This is a genomic window from Pantoea sp. X-Soil-ISGK-355 (assembly GCF_059730805.1).
The window spans coordinates 3,617,839-3,637,468 of the sequence record NZ_AP035971.1; the positions used below are offsets into that span (position 1 = coordinate 3,617,839).

General features: G+C 52.8%; 18 protein-coding genes, 2 tRNA genes, 4 rRNA genes and 1 pseudogene. 8 read left to right on the forward strand and 17 right to left on the reverse strand.

All coding sequences use genetic code 11. The features are described 5' to 3' along the window. The first annotated feature begins 5 nt into the window (after window positions 1-5). Both AC6I8J_RS16560 and AC6I8J_RS16565 read left to right on the forward strand, forming a co-directional pair. Window positions 6-1,106 (forward strand): amino acid ABC transporter permease, encoded by a 1,101-nt coding sequence (locus AC6I8J_RS16560; RefSeq protein WP_497825581.1) that lies wholly within the window; start codon window positions 6-8, stop codon window positions 1,104-1,106. Window positions 1,107-1,114: 8 nt separating this feature from the next. Beyond that, window positions 1,115-1,876 carry an amino acid ABC transporter ATP-binding protein gene (locus AC6I8J_RS16565; RefSeq protein WP_161735976.1) on the forward strand — a complete coding sequence of 254 codons (762 nt, stop codon included), beginning with the start codon at window positions 1,115-1,117 and terminating at the stop codon, window positions 1,874-1,876. A gap of 199 nt (window positions 1,877-2,075) precedes the next feature. Here AC6I8J_RS16565 and rrf (AC6I8J_RS16570) read toward each other — a convergent pair. The 6 genes from rrf (AC6I8J_RS16570) to AC6I8J_RS16595 form a co-directional block, all read right to left on the reverse strand. After that, a 5S ribosomal RNA gene (rrf, locus tag AC6I8J_RS16570) occupies window positions 2,076-2,191 on the reverse strand. 34 nt (window positions 2,192-2,225) lie between these two features. Further along, a tRNA-Thr gene (locus AC6I8J_RS16575) sits at window positions 2,226-2,301 on the reverse strand. A 14-nt stretch (window positions 2,302-2,315) separates the two neighbouring features. After that, window positions 2,316-2,431: ribosomal RNA gene (gene rrf, locus AC6I8J_RS16580) — 5S ribosomal RNA — on the reverse strand. 91 nt (window positions 2,432-2,522) lie between these two features. Next, a 23S ribosomal RNA gene (locus tag AC6I8J_RS16585) occupies window positions 2,523-5,431 on the reverse strand. A 212-nt stretch (window positions 5,432-5,643) separates the two neighbouring features. After that, window positions 5,644-5,719 (reverse strand) — tRNA-Glu (locus AC6I8J_RS16590). Window positions 5,720-5,805: 86 nt separating this feature from the next. Beyond that, a 16S ribosomal RNA gene (locus AC6I8J_RS16595) occupies window positions 5,806-7,347 on the reverse strand. The 16S, 23S and 5S rRNA genes sit together here with 2 tRNA genes alongside, the layout of an rRNA operon. A gap of 491 nt (window positions 7,348-7,838) precedes the next feature. Between AC6I8J_RS16595 and AC6I8J_RS16600 the strand changes: the two genes are divergently transcribed. After that, on the forward strand, window positions 7,839-8,393 hold the full coding sequence (locus AC6I8J_RS16600; protein WP_161736883.1) for a gamma carbonic anhydrase family protein: 555 nt from the start codon (window positions 7,839-7,841) through the stop codon (window positions 8,391-8,393). Here AC6I8J_RS16600 and AC6I8J_RS16605 read toward each other — a convergent pair. Genes AC6I8J_RS16605 through dprA form a run of 6 tightly spaced genes read right to left on the reverse strand, consistent with a single transcriptional unit; the run spans window position 8,360 to window position 12,154 of the window. After that, a complete protein-coding gene (locus AC6I8J_RS16605) occupies window positions 8,360-8,617 on the reverse strand; it encodes a DUF1488 family protein (protein ID WP_161736882.1) in 258 nt (85 codons plus the stop codon). The genes AC6I8J_RS16600 and AC6I8J_RS16605 overlap by 34 nt on opposite strands. Beyond that, window positions 8,614-9,432, reverse strand: a complete 819-nt coding sequence (gene aroE, locus AC6I8J_RS16610) for a shikimate dehydrogenase (protein ID WP_497825582.1) — start codon at window positions 9,430-9,432, stop codon at window positions 8,614-8,616. The genes AC6I8J_RS16605 and aroE overlap by 4 nt, the downstream gene beginning before the upstream one ends. A gap of 3 nt (window positions 9,433-9,435) precedes the next feature. Further along, window positions 9,436-10,008 carry an L-threonylcarbamoyladenylate synthase type 1 TsaC gene (gene tsaC / locus AC6I8J_RS16615; protein ID WP_161736880.1) on the reverse strand — a complete coding sequence of 191 codons (573 nt, stop codon included), beginning with the start codon at window positions 10,006-10,008 and terminating at the stop codon, window positions 9,436-9,438. Window positions 10,009-10,011: 3 nt separating this feature from the next. Further along, entirely contained in the window at window positions 10,012-10,560 is a 549-nt protein-coding gene (locus AC6I8J_RS16620) for a DNA topoisomerase family protein (RefSeq protein ID WP_161736879.1), read from the reverse strand. Window positions 10,561-10,584: 24 nt separating this feature from the next. Beyond that, window positions 10,585-11,058 (reverse strand): DUF494 family protein Smg, encoded by a 474-nt coding sequence (gene smg / locus AC6I8J_RS16625; RefSeq protein ID WP_013359228.1) that lies wholly within the window; start codon window positions 11,056-11,058, stop codon window positions 10,585-10,587. Continuing rightward, window positions 11,030-12,154 carry a DNA-protecting protein DprA gene (dprA, locus tag AC6I8J_RS16630; protein ID WP_222924927.1) on the reverse strand — a complete coding sequence of 375 codons (1,125 nt, stop codon included), beginning with the start codon at window positions 12,152-12,154 and terminating at the stop codon, window positions 11,030-11,032. The genes smg and dprA overlap by 29 nt, the downstream gene beginning before the upstream one ends. A 115-nt stretch (window positions 12,155-12,269) precedes the next feature. On the opposite strand from dprA, the gene def reads away from it, so the two are divergent. The 5 genes from def to mscL all read left to right on the forward strand — a co-directional run bounded on the left by def (window position 12,270) and on the right by mscL (window position 17,028). After that, window positions 12,270-12,782, forward strand: coding sequence for a peptide deformylase (gene def, locus AC6I8J_RS16635; RefSeq protein WP_013359230.1), 513 nt, complete (start codon window positions 12,270-12,272; stop codon window positions 12,780-12,782). Between the two features lie 20 nt (window positions 12,783-12,802). Then, the gene (fmt, locus tag AC6I8J_RS16640; protein WP_161736877.1) at window positions 12,803-13,747 is read left to right on the forward strand and encodes a methionyl-tRNA formyltransferase; all 945 of its coding nucleotides are present in this window, start codon (window positions 12,803-12,805) and stop codon (window positions 13,745-13,747) included. A 49-nt stretch (window positions 13,748-13,796) separates the two neighbouring features. Next, window positions 13,797-15,098: a 16S rRNA (cytosine(967)-C(5))-methyltransferase RsmB gene (gene rsmB, locus AC6I8J_RS16645; protein ID WP_480344070.1), complete on the forward strand. Its 1,302-nt coding sequence runs from the start codon at window positions 13,797-13,799 to the stop codon at window positions 15,096-15,098. A gap of 18 nt (window positions 15,099-15,116) precedes the next feature. After that, on the forward strand, window positions 15,117-16,493 hold the full coding sequence (gene trkA / locus AC6I8J_RS16650) for a Trk system potassium transporter TrkA (RefSeq protein WP_013359233.1): 1,377 nt from the start codon (window positions 15,117-15,119) through the stop codon (window positions 16,491-16,493). Between the two features lie 124 nt (window positions 16,494-16,617). Continuing rightward, window positions 16,618-17,028, forward strand: coding sequence for a large-conductance mechanosensitive channel protein MscL (gene mscL / locus AC6I8J_RS16655; RefSeq protein ID WP_033734108.1), 411 nt, complete (start codon window positions 16,618-16,620; stop codon window positions 17,026-17,028). Window positions 17,029-17,186: 158 nt separating this feature from the next. On the opposite strand, the pseudogene arfA reads toward mscL, so the two are convergent. The 5 genes and pseudogenes from arfA to AC6I8J_RS16680 form a co-directional block, all read right to left on the reverse strand. After that, a pseudogene (gene arfA / locus AC6I8J_RS16660) lies at window positions 17,187-17,261 on the reverse strand (alternative ribosome rescue factor ArfA); the annotation flags it as partial. A 59-nt stretch (window positions 17,262-17,320) separates the two neighbouring features. Beyond that, window positions 17,321-17,737 (reverse strand): Zn(2+)-responsive transcriptional regulator, encoded by a 417-nt coding sequence (gene zntR / locus AC6I8J_RS16665; RefSeq protein ID WP_161736567.1) that lies wholly within the window; start codon window positions 17,735-17,737, stop codon window positions 17,321-17,323. After that, window positions 17,738-18,109: a DnaJ family domain-containing protein gene (locus tag AC6I8J_RS16670; protein WP_161736568.1), complete on the reverse strand. Its 372-nt coding sequence runs from the start codon at window positions 18,107-18,109 to the stop codon at window positions 17,738-17,740. Window positions 18,110-18,205: 96 nt separating this feature from the next. Then, window positions 18,206-18,592 (reverse strand): 50S ribosomal protein L17, encoded by a 387-nt coding sequence (gene rplQ / locus AC6I8J_RS16675; RefSeq protein ID WP_003850180.1) that lies wholly within the window; start codon window positions 18,590-18,592, stop codon window positions 18,206-18,208. 40 nt (window positions 18,593-18,632) lie between these two features. Beyond that, window positions 18,633-19,622, reverse strand: a complete 990-nt coding sequence (locus AC6I8J_RS16680; RefSeq protein WP_003850179.1) for a DNA-directed RNA polymerase subunit alpha — start codon at window positions 19,620-19,622, stop codon at window positions 18,633-18,635. Window positions 19,623-19,630: the final 8 nt, after the last annotated feature.

Below are 19,630 nucleotides of genomic sequence, written 5' to 3' on the forward strand. Positions count from 1 at the left end.
TAACTATGTCTGTCACTACGCATGAAACGCCCCCCATCCCGACGACGCCTGTCAGTCGCGCCTGGCTTTGGGCTCGTAAGAATCTGTTTTCCAGCTGGTTTAATACGTTACTGACGCTGTTTTGCATCTTGGTCATCTGGCACGTCATTCCGCCTGCGCTGAACTGGCTGATCTTTCAGGCTAACTGGATCGGTACGACACGCGCCGATTGCACTAAAGAAGGTGCCTGTTGGGTCTTTATCCATGCTCGTTTCGGTCAGTTCATGTATGGGCTTTATCCACATGAGCTGCGCTGGCGTATTAACCTGGCGCTGGTGATTGGCCTGCTGTCGATTGTGCCGATGTTCCTCAAAAGCCTGCCCTACCGTGGACGCTACATTGCGGCCTGGGCCGTCATCTATCCGGTGATTGTCTGGTTCCTGCTGTATGGCGGCTATCTGGGACTGGAACGTGTGGAAACACGTCAGTGGGGCGGGTTAACGCTGACGCTGATTATCGCGTCGGTGGGGATTGCTGGTGCGCTGCCGCTGGGCATCCTGCTGGCGCTTGGCCGTCGCTCACGGATGCCGGTTGTGCGTACGCTGTCGATTATCTTTATCGAGTTCTGGCGCGGCGTTCCGCTGATTACCGTGCTGTTTATGTCATCGGTGATGCTGCCGCTGTTTATGTCTGAAGGTACGACTATCGACAAGCTGGTACGTGCGCTGGTCGGTGTGATCCTGTTCCAGTCTGCTTATGTGGCGGAAGTGGTGCGCGGTGGCCTGCAGGCATTACCGAAGGGTCAGTATGAGGCTGCAGAATCGCTGGCGCTGGGCTACTGGAAAACGCAGATGTTGGTCATTCTTCCCCAGGCACTGAAGCTCACCATCCCTGGCCTGGTTAACACCATCATCGCGCTGTTTAAAGATACCAGCCTGGTCATCATCATTGGTCTTTTCGATCTGTTCAGCAGCGTCCAGCAGGCAACGGTCGATCCAACCTGGCTGGGCATGTCGACTGAAGGTTATGTCTTTGCTGCACTGGTCTATTGGATTTTCTGTTTTAGCATGTCGCGCTACAGCCAGTATCTGGAAAAGCGCTTTCACACCGGGCGTACATCGCACTGAGGTTTTACATGACTGACTCTATAACACACTCTTCCGACGCGTTGATGATTTCGCTTGAGAACGTGAATAAATGGTACGGGCAGTTTCACGTACTGAAAGACATCAACCTGCAGGTTAAACCCCGTGAGCGCATCGTGCTGTGCGGCCCTTCCGGCTCCGGCAAATCGACCACGATCCGCTGCATCAACCATCTGGAAGAGCATCAGCAGGGACGCATTATTGTTGACGGTATCCATCTTAATGACGACGTACGTAACATTGAGCGCGTACGCACAGAAGTGGGGATGGTATTTCAGCACTTCAATCTCTTCCCGCATCTGACTGTTTTGCAAAACTGCACGCTGGCACCTTCCTGGGTGAGAAAGATTCCAAAGAAGGAAGCGGATGAACTGGCCATGCACTATCTGCAACGCGTGCGCATTGCAGAGCATGCACATAAGTTTCCGGGTCAGCTTTCCGGCGGACAGCAGCAACGCGTCGCTATCGCTCGCTCACTCTGTATGAAACCAAAAATTATGCTGTTTGATGAGCCAACCTCAGCGCTGGATCCGGAGATGGTTAAAGAGGTGCTGGACACGATGATTGGTCTGGCGGAGGATGGGATGACCATGCTTTGCGTCACCCACGAAATGGGCTTTGCCCGAACGGTTGCTGACCGGGTGATCTTTATGGATCGGGGTGAGATCGTCGAAGTTGCCCCACCGCAGGAGTTCTTTTCTAATCCAAAATCGGAGCGTACCCGGGCGTTTTTATCGCAGGTTATTCACTGATTACCGACCCCGTTATCTTACCACCCGGCCTGGTGCCGGGTTTTTTATGGCATTTATACACTTTAATCAGCTGAATGAGCCGATGCGGTGATAAAGGCACAGAAAACCGGGCTGATATGAGGGAGTTTTAGTGCGGATTATCGGATTGCCACAACGAAAAAAGCCCTTCGCATACGCGAAGGGCTCTCTCTTATTTGATGCCTGGCAGTTCCCTACTCTCGCATGGGGAGACCCCACACTACCATCGGCGCTACGGCGTTTCACTTCTGAGTTCGGCATGGGGTCAGGTGGGACCACCGCGCTACAGCCGCCAGGCAAATTCTTTTATTTACCGAACTCGTGTCTTAACTGGTGCTGATACCCAGAGTCGAACTGGGGACCTCACCCTTACCAAGGGTGCGCTCTACCAACTGAGCCATATCAGCACACTAAATTTGATGCCTGGCAGTTCCCTACTCTCGCATGGGGAGACCCCACACTACCATCGGCGCTACGGCGTTTCACTTCTGAGTTCGGCATGGGGTCAGGTGGGACCACCGCGCTAAAGCCGCCAGGCAAATTCTGTCTCCGCGCCGCCCGTAAGGCCACGCAGAATATCCGGAACAGGGCTGAAAATCGTGTCTCTCAAAAACGCCTCTGGCGTTGTAAGGTTAAGCCTCACGGGTCATTAGTACCGGTTAGCTCAACGCATCGCTGCGCTTACACACCCGGCCTATCAACGTCGTAGTCTTCAACGTCCCTTCAGGACTCTCAAGGAGTCAGGGAGAACTCATCTCGGGGCAAGTTTCGTGCTTAGATGCTTTCAGCACTTATCTTTTCCGCACTTAGCTACCGGGCAGTGCCATTGGCATGACAACCCGAACACCAGTGGTGCGTTCACTCCGGTCCTCTCGTACTAGGAGCAACCCCCCTCAATTCTCCAGCGCCCACGGCAGATAGGGACCGAACTGTCTCACGACGTTCTAAACCCAGCTCGCGTACCACTTTAAACGGCGAACAGCCGTACCCTTGGGACCTACTTCAGCCCCAGGATGTGATGAGCCGACATCGAGGTGCCAAACACCGCCGTCGATATGAACTCTTGGGCGGTATCAGCCTGTTATCCCCGGAGTACCTTTTATCCGTTGAGCGATGGCCCTTCCATTCAGAACCACCGGATCACTATGACCTGCTTTCGCACCTGCTCGAGCCGTCACTCTCGCAGTCAAGCCAGCTTATGCCATTGCACTAACCTCACGATGTCCGACCGTGATTAGCTGACCTTCGTGCTCCTCCGTTACTCTTTAGGAGGAGACCGCCCCAGTCAAACTACCCACCAGACACTGTCCGCAGCCCGGATAACGGGCCTACGTTAGAACATCAAACATTAAAGGGTGGTATTTCAAGGTTGGCTCCACGCAGACTGGCGTCCGCGCTTCAAAGCCTCCCACCTATCCTACACATCAAGGCTCAATGTTCAGTGTCAAGCTGTAGTAAAGGTTCACGGGGTCTTTCCGTCTTGCCGCGGGTACACTGCATCTTCACAGCGAGTTCAATTTCACTGAGTCTCGGGTGGAGACAGCCTGGCCATCATTACGCCATTCGTGCAGGTCGGAACTTACCCGACAAGGAATTTCGCTACCTTAGGACCGTTATAGTTACGGCCGCCGTTTACCGGGGCTTCGATCAAGAGCTTCTCCTTGCGGATAACCCCATCAATTAACCTTCCGGCACCGGGCAGGCGTCACACCGTATACGTCCACTTTCGTGTTTGCACAGTGCTGTGTTTTTAATAAACAGTTGCAGCCAGCTGGTATCTTCGACTGGCTTCGGCTCGGGGAGCAAGTCCCTCCACCTACGCGCCAGCGTGCCTTCTCCCGAAGTTACGGCACCATTTTGCCTAGTTCCTTCACCCGAGTTCTCTCAAGCGCCTTGGTATTCTCTACCTGACCACCTGTGTCGGTTTGGGGTACGATTCTGTGTTACCTGATGCTTAGAGGCTTTTCCTGGAAGCTGGGCATTTATCACTTCAGCACCGTAGTGCCTCGTCGTCACGCCTCAGCGTTAATAAGGGACCGGATTTACCTGGACCCTCCGCCTACACGCTTAAACCGGGACAACCGTCGCCCGGCTGATATAGCCTTCTCCGTCCCCCCTTCGCAGTAACACCGAGTACAGGAATATTAACCTGTTTCCCATCGACTACGCCTTTCGGCCTCGCCTTAGGGGTCGACTCACCCTGCTCCGATTAACGTTGAACAGGAACCCTTGGTCTTCCGGCGAGCGGGCTTTTCACCCGCTTTATCGTTACTTATGTCAGCATTCGCACTTCTGATACCTCCAGCATGCCTCACAGCACACCTTCGACGGCTTACAGAACGCTCCCCTACCCAACAACACATAAGTGTCGCTGCCGCAGCTTCGGTGCATGGTTTAGCCCCGTTACATCTTCCGCGCAGGCCGACTCGACCAGTGAGCTATTACGCTTTCTTTAAATGATGGCTGCTTCTAAGCCAACATCCTGGCTGTCTGTGCCTTCCCACATCGTTTCCCACTTAACCATGACTTTGGGACCTTAGCTGGCGGTCTGGGTTGTTTCCCTCTTCACGACGGACGTTAGCACCCGCCGTGTGTCTCCCGTGATAACATTCTCCGGTATTCGCAGTTTGCATCGGGTTGGTAAGCCGGGATGGCCCCCTAGCCGAAACAGTGCTCTACCCCCGGAGATGAATTCACGAGGCGCTACCTAAATAGCTTTCGGGGAGAACCAGCTATCTCCCGGTTTGATTGGCCTTTCACCCCCAGCCACAGGTCATCCGCTAATTTTTCAACATTAGTCGGTTCGGTCCTCCAGTTAGTGTTACCCAACCTTCAACCTGCCCATGGCTAGATCACCGGGTTTCGGGTCTATACCCTGCAACTTAACGCCCAGTTAAGACTCGGTTTCCCTGCGGCTCCCCTATACGGTTAACCTTGCTACAGAATATAAGTCGCTGACCCATTATACAAAAGGTACGCAGTCACCCCCGTAAAGAGGGCTCCCACTGCTTGTACGTACACGGTTTCAGGTTCTGTTTCACTCCCCTCGCCGGGGTTCTTTTCGCCTTTCCCTCACGGTACTGGTTCACTATCGGTCAGTCAGGAGTATTTAGCCTTGGAGGATGGTCCCCCCATATTCAGACAGGATACCACGTGTCCCGCCTTACTCATCGAGCTCACAGCACGTGTGCTTTTGTGTACGGGAGTATCACCCTGTACCCTGCGACTTTCCAGACGCTTCCACTAACACACATGCTGATTCAGGCTCTGGGCTGCTCCCCGTTCGCTCGCCGCTACTGGGGGAATCTCGGTTGATTTCTTTTCCTCGGGGTACTTAGATGTTTCAGTTCCCCCGGTTCGCCTTGCAGCACTATGTATTCATGCTGCAATGATGCACAGAGTGCACCGGGTTTCCCCATTCGGACATCGACGGCTGTAGCGGTTCATATCACCTTACCGTCGCTTTACGCAGATTAGCACGTCCTTCATCGCCTCTGACTGCCTGGGCATCCACCGTGTACGCTTAGTCGCTTAACCTCACAACCCACAGGCGTTTTGCAACGCTGCAGACTGCAGGGATTTGAGAGACTCGAACGTGCCGCATTTTTCATTCTTATTACGGAGAATGAAAGCGACACGTCGTTTCAATTTTCAGCTTGTTCCGGATTGTTAAAGAGCAATATCTTAAACATGACTCGTAAGTCATCTTTAAGATATGTGGGCAACATCTTTCACCTGTCACCAAGCTTTGGCGTCCCCTAGGGGATTCGAACCCCTGTTACCGCCGTGAAAGGGCGGTGTCCTGGGCCTCTAGACGAAGGGGACAATTAAGTCTGTCTTCGAAAGACACTTTGCTCGTTATTTTCTATCAGACAATCTGTGTGGACACTGCGCGGGAAGGTATCTTCAGGTAAGGAGGTGATCCAACCGCAGGTTCCCCTACGGTTACCTTGTTACGACTTCACCCCAGTCATGAATCACAAAGTGGTAAGCGCCCTCCCGAAGGTTAAGCTACCTACTTCTTTTGCAACCCACTCCCATGGTGTGACGGGCGGTGTGTACAAGGCCCGGGAACGTATTCACCGTGGCATTCTGATCCACGATTACTAGCGATTCCGACTTCACGGAGTCGAGTTGCAGACTCCGATCCGGACTACGACGCACTTTGTGAGGTCCGCTTGCTCTCGCGAGGTCGCTTCTCTTTGTATGCGCCATTGTAGCACGTGTGTAGCCCTACTCGTAAGGGCCATGATGACTTGACGTCATCCCCACCTTCCTCCGGTTTATCACCGGCAGTCTCCTTTGAGTTCCCGACCGAATCGCTGGCAACAAAGGATAAGGGTTGCGCTCGTTGCGGGACTTAACCCAACATTTCACAACACGAGCTGACGACAGCCATGCAGCACCTGTCTCACGGTTCCCGAAGGCACTAAGGCATCTCTGCCAGATTCCGTGGATGTCAAGAGTAGGTAAGGTTCTTCGCGTTGCATCGAATTAAACCACATGCTCCACCGCTTGTGCGGGCCCCCGTCAATTCATTTGAGTTTTAACCTTGCGGCCGTACTCCCCAGGCGGTCGACTTAACGCGTTAGCTCCGGAAGCCACTCCTCAAGGGAACAACCTCCAAGTCGACATCGTTTACGGCGTGGACTACCAGGGTATCTAATCCTGTTTGCTCCCCACGCTTTCGCACCTGAGCGTCAGTCTTTGTCCAGGGGGCCGCCTTCGCCACCGGTATTCCTCCAGATCTCTACGCATTTCACCGCTACACCTGGAATTCTACCCCCCTCTACAAGACTCAAGCCTGCCAGTTTCAAATGCAGTTCCCAGGTTAAGCCCGGGGATTTCACATCTGACTTAACAGACCGCCTGCGTGCGCTTTACGCCCAGTAATTCCGATTAACGCTTGCACCCTCCGTATTACCGCGGCTGCTGGCACGGAGTTAGCCGGTGCTTCTTCTGCGGGTAACGTCAATCGGCGCGGTTATTAACCGCACCGCCTTCCTCCCCGCTGAAAGTACTTTACAACCCGAAGGCCTTCTTCATACACGCGGCATGGCTGCATCAGGCTTGCGCCCATTGTGCAATATTCCCCACTGCTGCCTCCCGTAGGAGTCTGGACCGTGTCTCAGTTCCAGTGTGGCTGGTCATCCTCTCAGACCAGCTAGGGATCGTCGCCTAGGTGGGCCATTACCCCGCCTACTAGCTAATCCCATCTGGGTTCATCCGATAGTGAGAGGCCCGAAGGTCCCCCTCTTTGGTCTTGCGACGTTATGCGGTATTAGCCACCGTTTCCAGTGGTTATCCCCCTCTATCGGGCAGATCCCCAGACATTACTCACCCGTCCGCCACTCGTCACCCAAGGAGCAAGCTCCTCTGTGCTACCGTCCGACTTGCATGTGTTAGGCCTGCCGCCAGCGTTCAATCTGAGCCATGATCAAACTCTTCAATTTAAGTTTGATTTGCTTAAACAAGTTAAGCGGTGCTCATCTGTAAAACGTCATAATGAATTTCATTATGTGTTCACTCGTGAGGCTTTGATATTTTTGTGCGTCCAAAGACGCTGATATCAATCCTGCGAGTGCCCACACAGATTGTCTGATAAATTGTTAAAGAGCAGTGCGAACAGTGCGTTAGCGTCCTGTCGCGAGGTGGCGTATATTACGCTTTCCTCCTGCAGAGTCAACCTCTATTTCAGAAGTTTTCTCCGGCGGGTCAGTCTCCTGAACCTTCAACCCGTTTCCCGTTGCCGGTGTGCCGTGTCGATGGAGGCGCATTATAGGGATATCCCGTTTCAGAGCACAACCCTTTTTTAGGATCTTTTATCTGAACGGTTATAAATGATCCAGATTGATGAGATCGCCAGCGATCCGGGTCAGAATTGGCTTGTCAGCTGGCTAAAATGGCATCAGGCTGCAGTGAAAACAGAACAAAGGAGAACAAGATGACTTCCGCCCTACGTCCCTATAAAAATCTTTTCCCGCAAACTGGCCAGCGCGTGATGGTCGATCCAAGCAGTGTTGTCATCGGTGATGTGATTATGGAGGATGATGTGAGCATCTGGCCGCTGGTTGCGATCAGGGGTGATGTGAATCAGGTCCGCATTGGTGCCCGTACTAATGTGCAGGACGGCAGTGTTCTGCACGTCACACATAAATCAGCCGCCAACCCCCTGGGCTTTCCTCTTATTATTGGCGAGGACGTCACCGTCGGGCATAAAGCGATGCTACACGGCTGTACCATTGGCGATCGCGTGCTGGTCGGAATGGGATCGATTCTGCTGGATGGCGTAATAGTAGAAGAAGAGGTGATGATTGGTGCCGGAAGCCTGGTGCCGCCCGGTAAAAGACTGGAGAGCGGCTATCTCTATCTGGGTAGCCCGGTAAAGCAGGTCAGGCCGCTGAATGACAGTGAGAAGGAAGGTCTGCGCTATTCCGCCAATAACTATGTTGGCTGGAAAGAGGATTATCTGGCGGGAGATAGCCAGACCCAGCCCTGAGCATCCACGTTATCCTGACGAACAGCCGCTTCGGCCTCATCTTCCAGATCCCAACGATGGTGCCGAAACAGCGCCATCGCCTCCCCTTTACCAAAACGTGAAGCCAGCGAATCGCGGCTGATTGCACAATTCAGCCGCATGCCATTGACCAGTACTGGAAAACAGACTGCGTTTAGTTCAGCGTCATAGGTTTCCTCATCCGGGAACTGTATCGCCTGATTCATGGCTGCATGTTCTGCTTAAGCTGAGCAATCACCGGCGTGATTTCCGGCATCACACCGTGCCATAGATAGAAGGAATGCGCAGCCTGCCCCACCAGCATCCCCAGTCCATCGGCCAGATGACGAGTCCCCTGCGCCTGACACCCGCGTAAAAAAGGCGTTAGCCCGCTTTGGTAAAACATGTCATAACAGCGCACATCTGAATGGATTACTTCTGCAGGTAAAGGAGGCGTTTCTCCATTCACACCACTTGACGTGGCGTTGATGATCAGATTAAAGCGCTGATCCGTCAGTTGCTCAAAACCAGATGCCCGGATACTCCCGCTCGCGCTAAACAGGTTCGCCAGCTCTTCAGCGCGCGCGGCTGTACGATTGACGACGGTAAGCGTCACGCCTGCTGAAAGCAGCGGCAGAATGACACCGCGAGCGGCCCCGCCCGCTCCCACCAGCAAGACATTATCGCCAGCGTTGATCATATTTAGCCGTTCAAGATCGCTTAACAAGCCGATACCATCCGTGTTGTCTCCCAGGATTTGCCCATCACTGAGCTTTTTGACGGTGTTTACCGCACCGGACAGAGCTGCACGTTCGCTGAGCTGATCGGCAAATTCCCATGCCTGCTGTTTGAAAGGTAATGTCACGTTGGCACCACGACCTCCCTGCTCGAAAAAAGCAGAAAGCGATTGAGGAAAACCATCAACCGGGGCACAGATGCGACCATAGCGATGTTCAATGCCCGTCTGCTCAGCAAAAGCCTGATGGATTAGCGGCGATTTACTGTGGCTGATCGGATTACCGAAAACGGCGAAGTGATCCATAAATTAACCCTGACGTATAAGTTCGCCGCTGATGACATCGCGGATTTCAGAAGGATTGAGTCGTCCACCCGTTTTACCCGCCAGAACCGGGAACGGCTCACCAAACTGCTGCTTCACTTCTTCTGCTGTGCGGCAGGGAGGGAGGCCTGACAGATTTGCGCTGGTCGAGACCAGCGGTTTGCCAAACGCGCGGCATAGCGCCTGAACATCCGGATGATCACTGACGCGAATGGCCAGTGAATCAAACTGTCCGGTAAGCCAGCGAGGCGTTTGTGGCGGTACCGGTACGACAAAAGTCACCGGGCCGGGCCAGCGGGCAAACATCCGCTCCCGCTGGATTACAGAAAGTTCGCGCGCCGAGATGTAAGGCTCAAGCTGACTGTAATCAGCCGCAATGAGGATGAGCCCCTTCTCTACCGGGCGCTGTTTGAGTGCCAGCAGGGCCATAACGGCAGATTCACTGTCAGGGTCACAGCCCAGACCAAATACGGCTTCCGTAGGATAGGCGATGACCGCCTGACGATTCAGATGCTCTAAACAGGTCTCAAGTGAATCGGCGAGGTGTTGATTTTCCATGGTCTATGAATTCTCTTCAGCGATGGCTTTGCCACAACTCTTACTGGCGCAGAAGCGCTTAACGCCCTGAGCCGTCTTTTTCTCAACTAACAGCGGATACTCACAATAAGGACAGATTCCGGCAACGGGTGTCAGATTGACGACAAACTGACAGGCCGGATAACGATCACAGGAGTGAAACGTTTTGCCATAACGGGAACGCCGCTGAACTAACCGGCCTTCATGGCACTGTGGGCAGGCCAGCGAGGTTTCATCCGGTTTATCGATGGTTTCTGTGTATCCGCATTCCGGATAGAGGCTGCAGCCGATGAACATGCCAAAACGCCCCTGCCGCAACACTTTATCCGCACCGCATTCAGGACAGGCATGGCCTTGCAGCACTTTGACCACATGGCCATCGGCCTGACCTTTTAAAGGTCGGATGTAGTCACAAGCCGGGTAGTTCGTGCAGCCCAGAAAAGGACCGTGTTTACCGGAGCGGATAACCAGTTCTGCCCCGCAAGCGGGGCAGGGATCCTGTTTACGCACGGTGAAGAGTGCAGCTTTACTCATAGCGATCAATGCATGAAAGGAAATTTAATGCAGCATACCTTCATTGGCGTCGAATAGCAGTTCTTCCATCTGCTGATAGGCATTTTCACATCCCGGGATGTTGAACAACACCATCAGCACCACCCATTTGAGATCCTCAAGGTCAAACTCAGAGGTATCCAGCGCCATGATACGTTCGATGACCATTTCACGGGTTTCCAGGTTCAGCACCTGAATCTGCTCCAGGAACAGCAGGAAACCACGGCTGTCAGCATCTAAACGTTTGCTCTCTTCATCGGTATAAATACGCATGGAGAGCGGATCATTTGTCAGTAAAATTGGTTCTACCAGTCCTTCCTGATAGTCAGCCAGTCTTTCTAACCAGTTCAGCGCACTGTAAACATCTTCACGATGGAACCCGGCATCCGTCAGGTCGTCTGTCAATCTGTCCTGATCAACACCCATTTCTGCTTCGTTGTGGATATATGTTTCAAACAAGTACATCAGTACGTCGAACATGGCATGCCCTCCTCAATCGGACATAGCCGCCGGGTACAGCTGCGATCCATCCTGCTAACTCCAGTTCCAGCAACTGAGCTGAGATAACTGGCACAGATTGGCCGGCACGTTCAGCGACAACGTCAACAGGTGTAACATCATCTCCTACGTTAGCCAACACATCAGCAAATGGCAATGGAGCATCGTCCCTCACCTCAGAATAAATTTCATCCGCCTGAGCCACAGGTAGCCAGTTAAGTGCATTTGCCAGATCTTCTACGATGTTATTGGGATGAGCCACCAGCAGCGCGCCCTGCTGAATCAGCCAGTTTACGCCTTCGCTTAACGGGTTGCCGAGTGCGCCAGGTAAAGCATAGACATTGCGATTTTGCTCCAGCGCATAACGGGCCGTCACCAGTGAGCCACTTTTCAGCGAGGCTTCTACCACCAGCACACCGTGGCTCAGGCCGCTAATGATACGATTGCGGCGTGGAAAATTAAGGGGATGCGGTATGGTCGTCAGTGGAAACTCAGAAACGATAGCACCGCCCTGCTCGACGATCTCGGCGGCAAGGCCTGTATGGTTTTTGGGATAGAGACGCTGCAATCCGCTTCCTAACACTGCCACCGTTTTACCGCCCACGTTGAGTGCGGCCTGATGTGCAACGCCATCAATACCCCGCGCCAGTCCGCTGGTGATAGTCAATCCGCCCGCGCTTAAATGCTGGGTAAACCAGTCACACCAGTAACGACCATAGTGGGAGCTGTTTCGGCTCCCCACAATGGCTAACTGTGGTGTAGTGATAACGGCAGGATCGCCATCAATATAGAGCAGGGGCGGAAAACGATTGGTTTCTTTAAGACGGGCTGGATAAGCTGCATCCAGAGCGGTAATCAGATGATGAGCCGGACTCTGCGCCAGCCAGGAACAGACTTGCTCAATATTTTTTTCATTAAATTCATAATATTGCTGCCGCTGGCTGGCGTCTAACCCAAGCCGGATAAGCTGCTCATCGTCTGCCGGTCCGGCACCTGTCTGCTGCGCCACGTCAACCCAGCGTTTCCCTGTCATTCCGGTGACGGCAGCCAGCCGCACATACTGCCCTATTTTGTCCATCTCCTGCTCCCTGATCGCCCTTGCTTCCTGCCGCACAATGCTGTCAATCAGGCCTCGAAAAGTCTACAATATGAGGCAGTAATCTTTTCTTAACCGAATACAGATCTGGATATTTATGTCAGTTTTGCAGGTATTACATTTCCCTGACGAGCGTCTTCGCAAAGTCGCCGCGCCCGTTAAAGAAGTTAACGCAGACATTCAGCGTATCGTTGATGATATGTTCGAGACGATGTATGCCGAAGAAGGTATAGGTCTTGCGGCTACGCAGGTCGATATTCATCAGCGCATTATCGTGATTGATGTCTCTGAAAGTCGTGAAGAGCGTTTAGTCCTGATCAACCCTGAGCTGCTTGAAAAAAGCGGCGAAACCGGTATTGAAGAGGGTTGCCTCTCTATTCCGGAACAGCGCGCATTTGTTCCACGTGCCGAGCGGGTAAAGGTTCGCGCCCTTGATCGTGACGGTAAAAGTTTCGAGCTGGAAGCCAGCGAGTTACTGGCCATCTGCATCCAGCATGAGATTGATCATCTGGAAGGCAAACTGTTTATTGATTATCTGTCGCCTCTGAAGCGGCAACGAATCAAAACTAAATTAGAGAAACTGGCGCGTCAGAACGCGCAGGCTTCCTGAGAGCTTAAGAAGGGATAAACGTGTCTGCCCCGCTAAAAATCATCTTTGCCGGCACACCTGACTTCGCAGCGCGTCATCTTGACGCGCTGCTTGCTTCTGAACATCAGGTTATCGGCGTATTCACCCAACCTGATCGTCCTGCGGGTCGCGGTAACAAACTCACCCCAGGCCCGGTCAAAACGCTGGCGCTGTCACATGACATTCCGGTTTATCAGCCGAAGTCTCTGCGACCTGAAGAAAATCAGCGACTGGTCGCTGATCTGAAGGCCGATGTGATGGTAGTTGTGGCCTACGGATTGATTCTGCCCAAGGCCGTGCTGGATATGCCACGTCTCGGCTGTATCAACGTTCATGGTTCGCTGCTGCCGCGCTGGCGCGGAGCCGCGCCTATTCAGCGCGCTCTGTGGGCTGGCGACAGTGAAACCGGCGTGACCATTATGCAGATGGACGTCGGTCTGGATACTGGCGATATGCTGCATAAGCTCGCTTGTCCGATTACTGCCCACGATACCAGTGCAACGCTCTATGACAAGCTCGCGCAGCTTGGTCCACAGGGGCTGCTGGATACGCTGACCTTACTGAGCACACAGCAGGCTTCACCTGAAAAACAGGATGAGACTCTGGCCAACTATGCTGAGAAGCTTAGTAAAGAGGAGGCGCGTCTTGACTGGACACTCTCAGCAGAACAGCTCGAGCGCTGTATTCGCGCGTTTAACCCGTGGCCGATGAGCTTTTTCACCATTGATGATCAACCCGTGAAAGTCTGGCAGGCAAGTGTCCTGCCTCACTGCGATCGTTCGCTGGGTGAAATAATCAGTGCGGATAAGCATGGCATACAGGTAGCGACGGCTCAGGGTGTACTTAATCTGCTGCAGTTACAGCCCGCCGGTAAAAAGCCGATGTCGGCTCAGGATCTTCTCAACTCGCGCCGGGAATGGTTTGAACCTGGAACCCTTCTGGACTGACTCTCAGGCCCGGTCACTCACCGGGCCTTTTGTTTGATGACAAAACCTTATGACTAAATCAATCAACCTGCGTAGCCTCTCCGCTCAACTTATTGAGCGCGTTGTCGACAAGGGCGAATCCCTGAATACGGCACTCCCCGCCGCCCAGAAAAAACTCTCTGACAAAGATAGCGCGTTAGTGCAGGAAATCTGTTTTGGCGTATTGCGCACATTGCCGCAGCTGGAAGCGCTAATCGGCAAACTGATGGAGCGTCCACTGACAGGCAAACAGCGGGTTCTGCACTATCTGATGATGGTCGGTCTTTATCAGCTGGAATATACCCGCGTACCTGCCCATGCCGCACTGGCAGAAACCGTCGCGGGCGCCGAAGTCCTGAAGCGTACCAGCCTGAAAGGCTTATTAAATGGTGTATTACGCCAGTTTCAGCGCCAGCGGGAAGAGCTGCTCGCCAGCATTCAGGATGGCCCACAGCGTTATCTGCATCCGGGATGGCTGCTAAAGCGATTGCAGCATGCCTGGCCGGAACAGTGGCAACAGATTGTGGAAGCCAATAATCTGCGTCCGCCGATGTGGCTGCGGATTAACCGTCAGCACCAGGATCGTGACGCGTGGCTGCACAAGCTGGTTGAAAGTGGCAGGAATGCACAACCGGCTGACGACGTGCCGGATGCGCTGCGGCTTGACGCCCCTGCCCCCGTCAGTCAGTTACCTGGGTTTGATCGGGGTTGGGTAACCGTGCAGGATTTGTCCGCTCAGCGCTGTGCGTTACTGCTTGAACCGCAAAACGGCGAACAGATCCTGGATTTATGCGCGGCTCCCGGCGGCAAAACGACCCACATCCTTGAAATCGCGCCGGAAGCCCATGTAATGGCCGTCGACGTGGATGCGCAACGCCTTAAACGCGTGGAGGAGAATCTGCAGCGACTGGGCATGAAAGCAGACATTAAACAGGGTGATGGACGGACGCCGCAGCAGTGGTGCGGTGATCGTCAGTTTGACCGGATTCTGCTGGATGCGCCCTGCTCTGCAACCGGTGTTATCCGACGCCATCCCGACATTAAGTGGCTGCGTCGCGATCGTGATATCGCTGAGCTGGCAAAGCTTCAGAGCGAAATTCTTGATGCTATCTGGCCACACCTTAAACCCGGCGGTACGCTGATTTATGCGACCTGCTCTATCCTGCCAGAAGAGAATCATCAGCAGATAGACGCTTTCCTGCAACGCCAGCACGACGCCCAGGCGGAACCGTTGTGGGATGCGTCCGCTAACGGGTTGCAGGTATTCCCGGAAGCCGAGGGCGGAGATGGTTTCTTCTACGCTAAGCTGATAAAGAAATCGGGTACAAACTGAGATGAGTATTGATAAGCGATGAAAATAATCATTCTGGGTGCAGGACAGGTTGGCGGAACCCTGGCAGAAAATCTGGTAGGTGAGAACAACGACATCACGGTTGTCGATACTGACTCTTCGCGCCTGCGTCATCTGCAGGACAAATTCGATCTGCGCGTGGTTCAGGGTCATGGTTCCCATCCGAGAATTTTGCGTGAGGCGGGTGCAGAAGATGCCGACATGCTGGTTGCTGTAACCAACTCGGATGAAACCAACATGATCGCCTGCCAAATTGCTTATTCGCTTTTCAATACGCCGAATCGCATCGCCCGTATCCGTGCGGCCGACTATCTGCGTGATGCAGACAAGTTGTTTATACCTGAAGCAGTGCCTATCGATCATCTGATCTCCCCTGAGCAGCTGGTCATCGACAACATTTACCGTCTGATTCAGTATCCTGGCGCATTGCAGGTGGTTAACTTTGCTGAAGGAAAAGTCAGTCTGGCAGTGGTAAAAGCCTATTATGGCGGGCCGCTGGTGGGAAATCCGCTATCGATCATGCGTGAGCACATGCCACACATTGATACGCGCGTAGCCGCTATATTCCGCCAGGATCGCCCTATTCGTCCGCAGGGTTCAACCATCGTAGAAGCCGGTGATGAAGTGTTCTTCATCGCTGCCAGCCAGAACATTCGTGCGGTGATGAGTGAAATGCAGCGGCTGGAGAAACCTTATAAACGGATTATGCTGGTCGGTGGCGGCAACATCGGTTTCGGTCTGGCGCAGCGGCTTGAGAAGCACTACAGCGTTAAGCTGATTGAGCGGAATCCCCAGCGCGCAGCGGAACTCGCAGAACATCTGCATGACACCGTGGTGTTTTATGGCGATGCGTCCGATCAGGAGCTGCTCGCTGAAGAACACGTTGAGCAGGTCGATCTGTTTATCGCCGTCACCAACGATGATGAAGCCAACATCATGTCTGCCATGCTGGCGAAAAAGATGGGTGCAAAAAAAGTGATGGTACTGATTCAGCGCCGCGCTTACGTCGATCTGGTCCAGGGCAGCGTCATCGATATCGCTATTTCCCCTCAGCAAGCCACGATCTCGGCTCTGCTGGGTCATGTGCGCAAAGCGGATATCGTGGGCGTTTCATCTTTACGACGCGGTATTGCAGAGGCGATCGAAGCGATAGCGCATGGTGACGAGTCGACGTCACGCGTTGTGGGTCGTTCGATTGATGACATCAAACTGCCGCCAGGGACCATTATTGGCGCTGTTGTTCGTGGTGATGATGTGATGATTGCCAATGATAACCTGCGTATTGAACAAGGCGATCATGTCATCATGTTCCTGACCGACAAGAAATTCGTGTCAGATGTGGAACGTCTCTTCCAGCCGAGTCCGTTTTTCCTTTAAATGCCGCGTTTACAGGCTGACTCAGCATACGGCATACAAAACCGCTGCTTAATTGGCTGTGTTGATGGCAAAAACAGTGAGGTTTGTTAGACTTTATGGCGTTAGCTTGGGCAAGGAGAGAAGTATGAGTTTAATCAAAGAGTTTCGTGATTTCGCAATGCGCGGCAACGTAATGGATTTAGCCGTGGGTGTTATCATCGGTGCGGCATTCGGCAAAATCGTTTCATCATTAGTCGCTAATATCATCATGCCACCATTAGGCCTGCTGATCGGTGGAGTCGATTTCAAATCATTCGCCTGGGTTCTTAAGCCCGCAACTGGCGATGCGCCAGCTGTTGTTATGCAGTACGGTATCTTCCTTCAGACCATCTTTGATTTCGTCATTATCGCTTTCGCGATCTTTATGGCGATTAAGTTGATGAATCGTCTGTACAAGAAAAAGGAAGTGGAGAAGCCGGTTGCTAAACCGTCAAATGAAGAAGTTTTACTGACTGAAATCCGCGATCTGCTGAAACAGCAGAACACCCGGGTATAGTGAATAAGCCGCCTCAACGGCGGTTTTTTTACTGAAAAAGTAGAAGGGCAGTGATAAGACGCTTTCTTATCACTGCCCTCCCATCCCGTCCCCTTACCATGTTTCTCTTTCCGCTTAAAACTGCCCTTACCCTTTTGCTTCTGTTCAATACGTTGTCGAAATAACGGGTCGTGCAGCAGAGCCTGAATCGCGTTATCGCGTATTTGCCCTTTAGTGTGCTGATATTTACTCATGACGCCTCCTGTTGAGATGGTCTGATACTCTATTCCTTTGCAGCAAAATAACAAGATGCTTATTTACTCAACGCCTCTCCCCGCTCAAGTGCCTCAAGAATTGAGCACGAAATGCTACTGTGACTGTCACCACAACACGCGTCCGAGAGGTGACGCAGAGAACGTTGCATCGTTTCCAATTCTGCGATCATCTGAGCCACTTCACTTAGCCGTTTTTCAACGATCGCTTTCGATTCCTGACAGGTATGATGCGCAGGATCGACCCTTATAGAAAGTAGCTCTCTGATGGCTTCAAGGCTAAATCCGAGTTTACGACCGTAGCGAATAAATTTCAGACGCTGAAGATCGGCCTCGGTATAAAGGCGAAATCCCCCTTCCGTACGACCGTCATGATCCATCATCTGCTGTTTTTCATAAAAACGGATGGTGTCTGGCGTCACCTCTGCAAGCTTAGCTAACTGACCGATGCGAAACATTTACTCCTCCTCGCGGAAACGATGCTGAATAGCAGTAGAATAACTGCCATGAAGAAAATCGGTACTGATACCCGCCTGGCGTAATCTTAGCTCCAGCACCTGAAGCCGATGACAATGATCCTGATAGTGTTGATCCGCAGGATCGAGGTTGCGAATAAGATCGTTAACTTCCAAGGCTTCACGTCTGAGCTCAAGCTCCGGCGGCAGAAAGCCCGAATTTTTCAGCAACCGGTAGCCCGCTCTTAACTCAGGCGGAACATGACTGTCATCATCCAGCTGCAGTGGCTTACCAGAGCCGGGAAGATTACTCAGCTCGCCTTTTTCCAGCGCCGCTTTGATGTGCTGTTCAGCAAGTTCATCAACCAGCCACATAGTTAGCTCCTTTGAACATGAAAAGAGTAAGTTCTAAGGTAGTAAATTTCAGGCAATAAAAAACCCGCCGAAGCGGGTTTTTTACGTTGCTACAGATTACTCTGCGGCTGCTTCTGCTTGAGCTTCTGGACGATCAACCAGCTCGATGTAAGCCATCGGAGCGTTGTCACCAGCACGGAAGCCACACTTCAGAATACGAGTGTAACCACCGGCACGGCTCGCGAAACGCGGGCCCAGCTCATTAAACAGTTTTGCCACGATCTCGTTATCACGAGTACGGGCGAATGCCAGACGACGATTAGCTACGCTGTCGGTCTTGGCAAGAGTAATCAGCGGCTCAACTACGCGACGCAGTTCTTTGGCTTTCGGCAGAGTCGTTTTGATGATCTCATGACGAACCAGAGAACCGGCCATGTTGCGGAACATAGCCTGACGATGGCTGCTGTTGCGGTTCAGTTGACGACCACTCTTACGATGGCGCATGACCTTATCCTTCTCAGTGAAACCTTAACCTGTGATCTGATTATTCATCAGCAATGCTTGCTGGCGGCCAGTTCTCAAGGCGCATACCCAGAGAAAGACCACGCGAAGCCAGCACATCTTTAATCTCAGTAAGAGATTTTTTACCAAGGTTAGGCGTTTTAAGCAGCTCAACCTCGGTACGCTGTACCAGATCACCGATGTAGTGGATAGCTTCTGCCTTAAGGCAGTTAGCAGAGCGGACAGTCAATTCCAGATCGTCAACAGGGCGCAGCAGGATCGGATCGAATTCTGGTTTCTCTTCTTTAACTTCCGGCTGACGTACATCACGTAAGTCAACGAAAGCTTCAAGTTGTTCTGCCAGAATGGTTGCCGCACGACGAATCGCCTCTTCAGGATCGATTGTGCCGTTGGTTTCCATTTCGATGACCAGCTTGTCCAGGTCGGTGCGCTGCTCTACTCGCGCTGCTTCAACATTGTAGGCGATACGGTCTACAGGGCTATAGCAAGCGTCAACTAACAGGCGGCCGATTGGGCGCTCATCTTCTTCCGAATGAATTCGGGCAGAAGCCGGCACATAGCCACGTCCACGCTGAACTTTGATACGCATGCTGATAGCCGCGTTCTCATCGGTCAGATGGCAAATGACATGCTGAGGCTTGACGATTTCGACATCACCATCATGGGTAATGTCGGCTGCAGTCACAGGGCCAATGCCAGATTTATTCAGGGTCAGAATAACTTCATCTTTACCCTGAACTCTTACCGCCAGCCCTTTCAGGTTGAGCAGGATTTCCAGGATATCTTCCTGTACGCCCTCTTTGGTGCTGTACTCATGAAGTACACCATCAATTTCAACCTCGGTCACCGCGCAACCCGGCATGGATGAAAGCAGAATACGGCGCAGTGCGTTACCAAGAGTATGGCCAAAGCCACGCTCTAAAGGCTCAAGGGTCACCTTGGCGTGCGTCGAACTCACTTGCTCGATATCTACCAGGCGCGGTTTTAGAAACTCTGTCACAGAACCCTGCATTGTGTCCT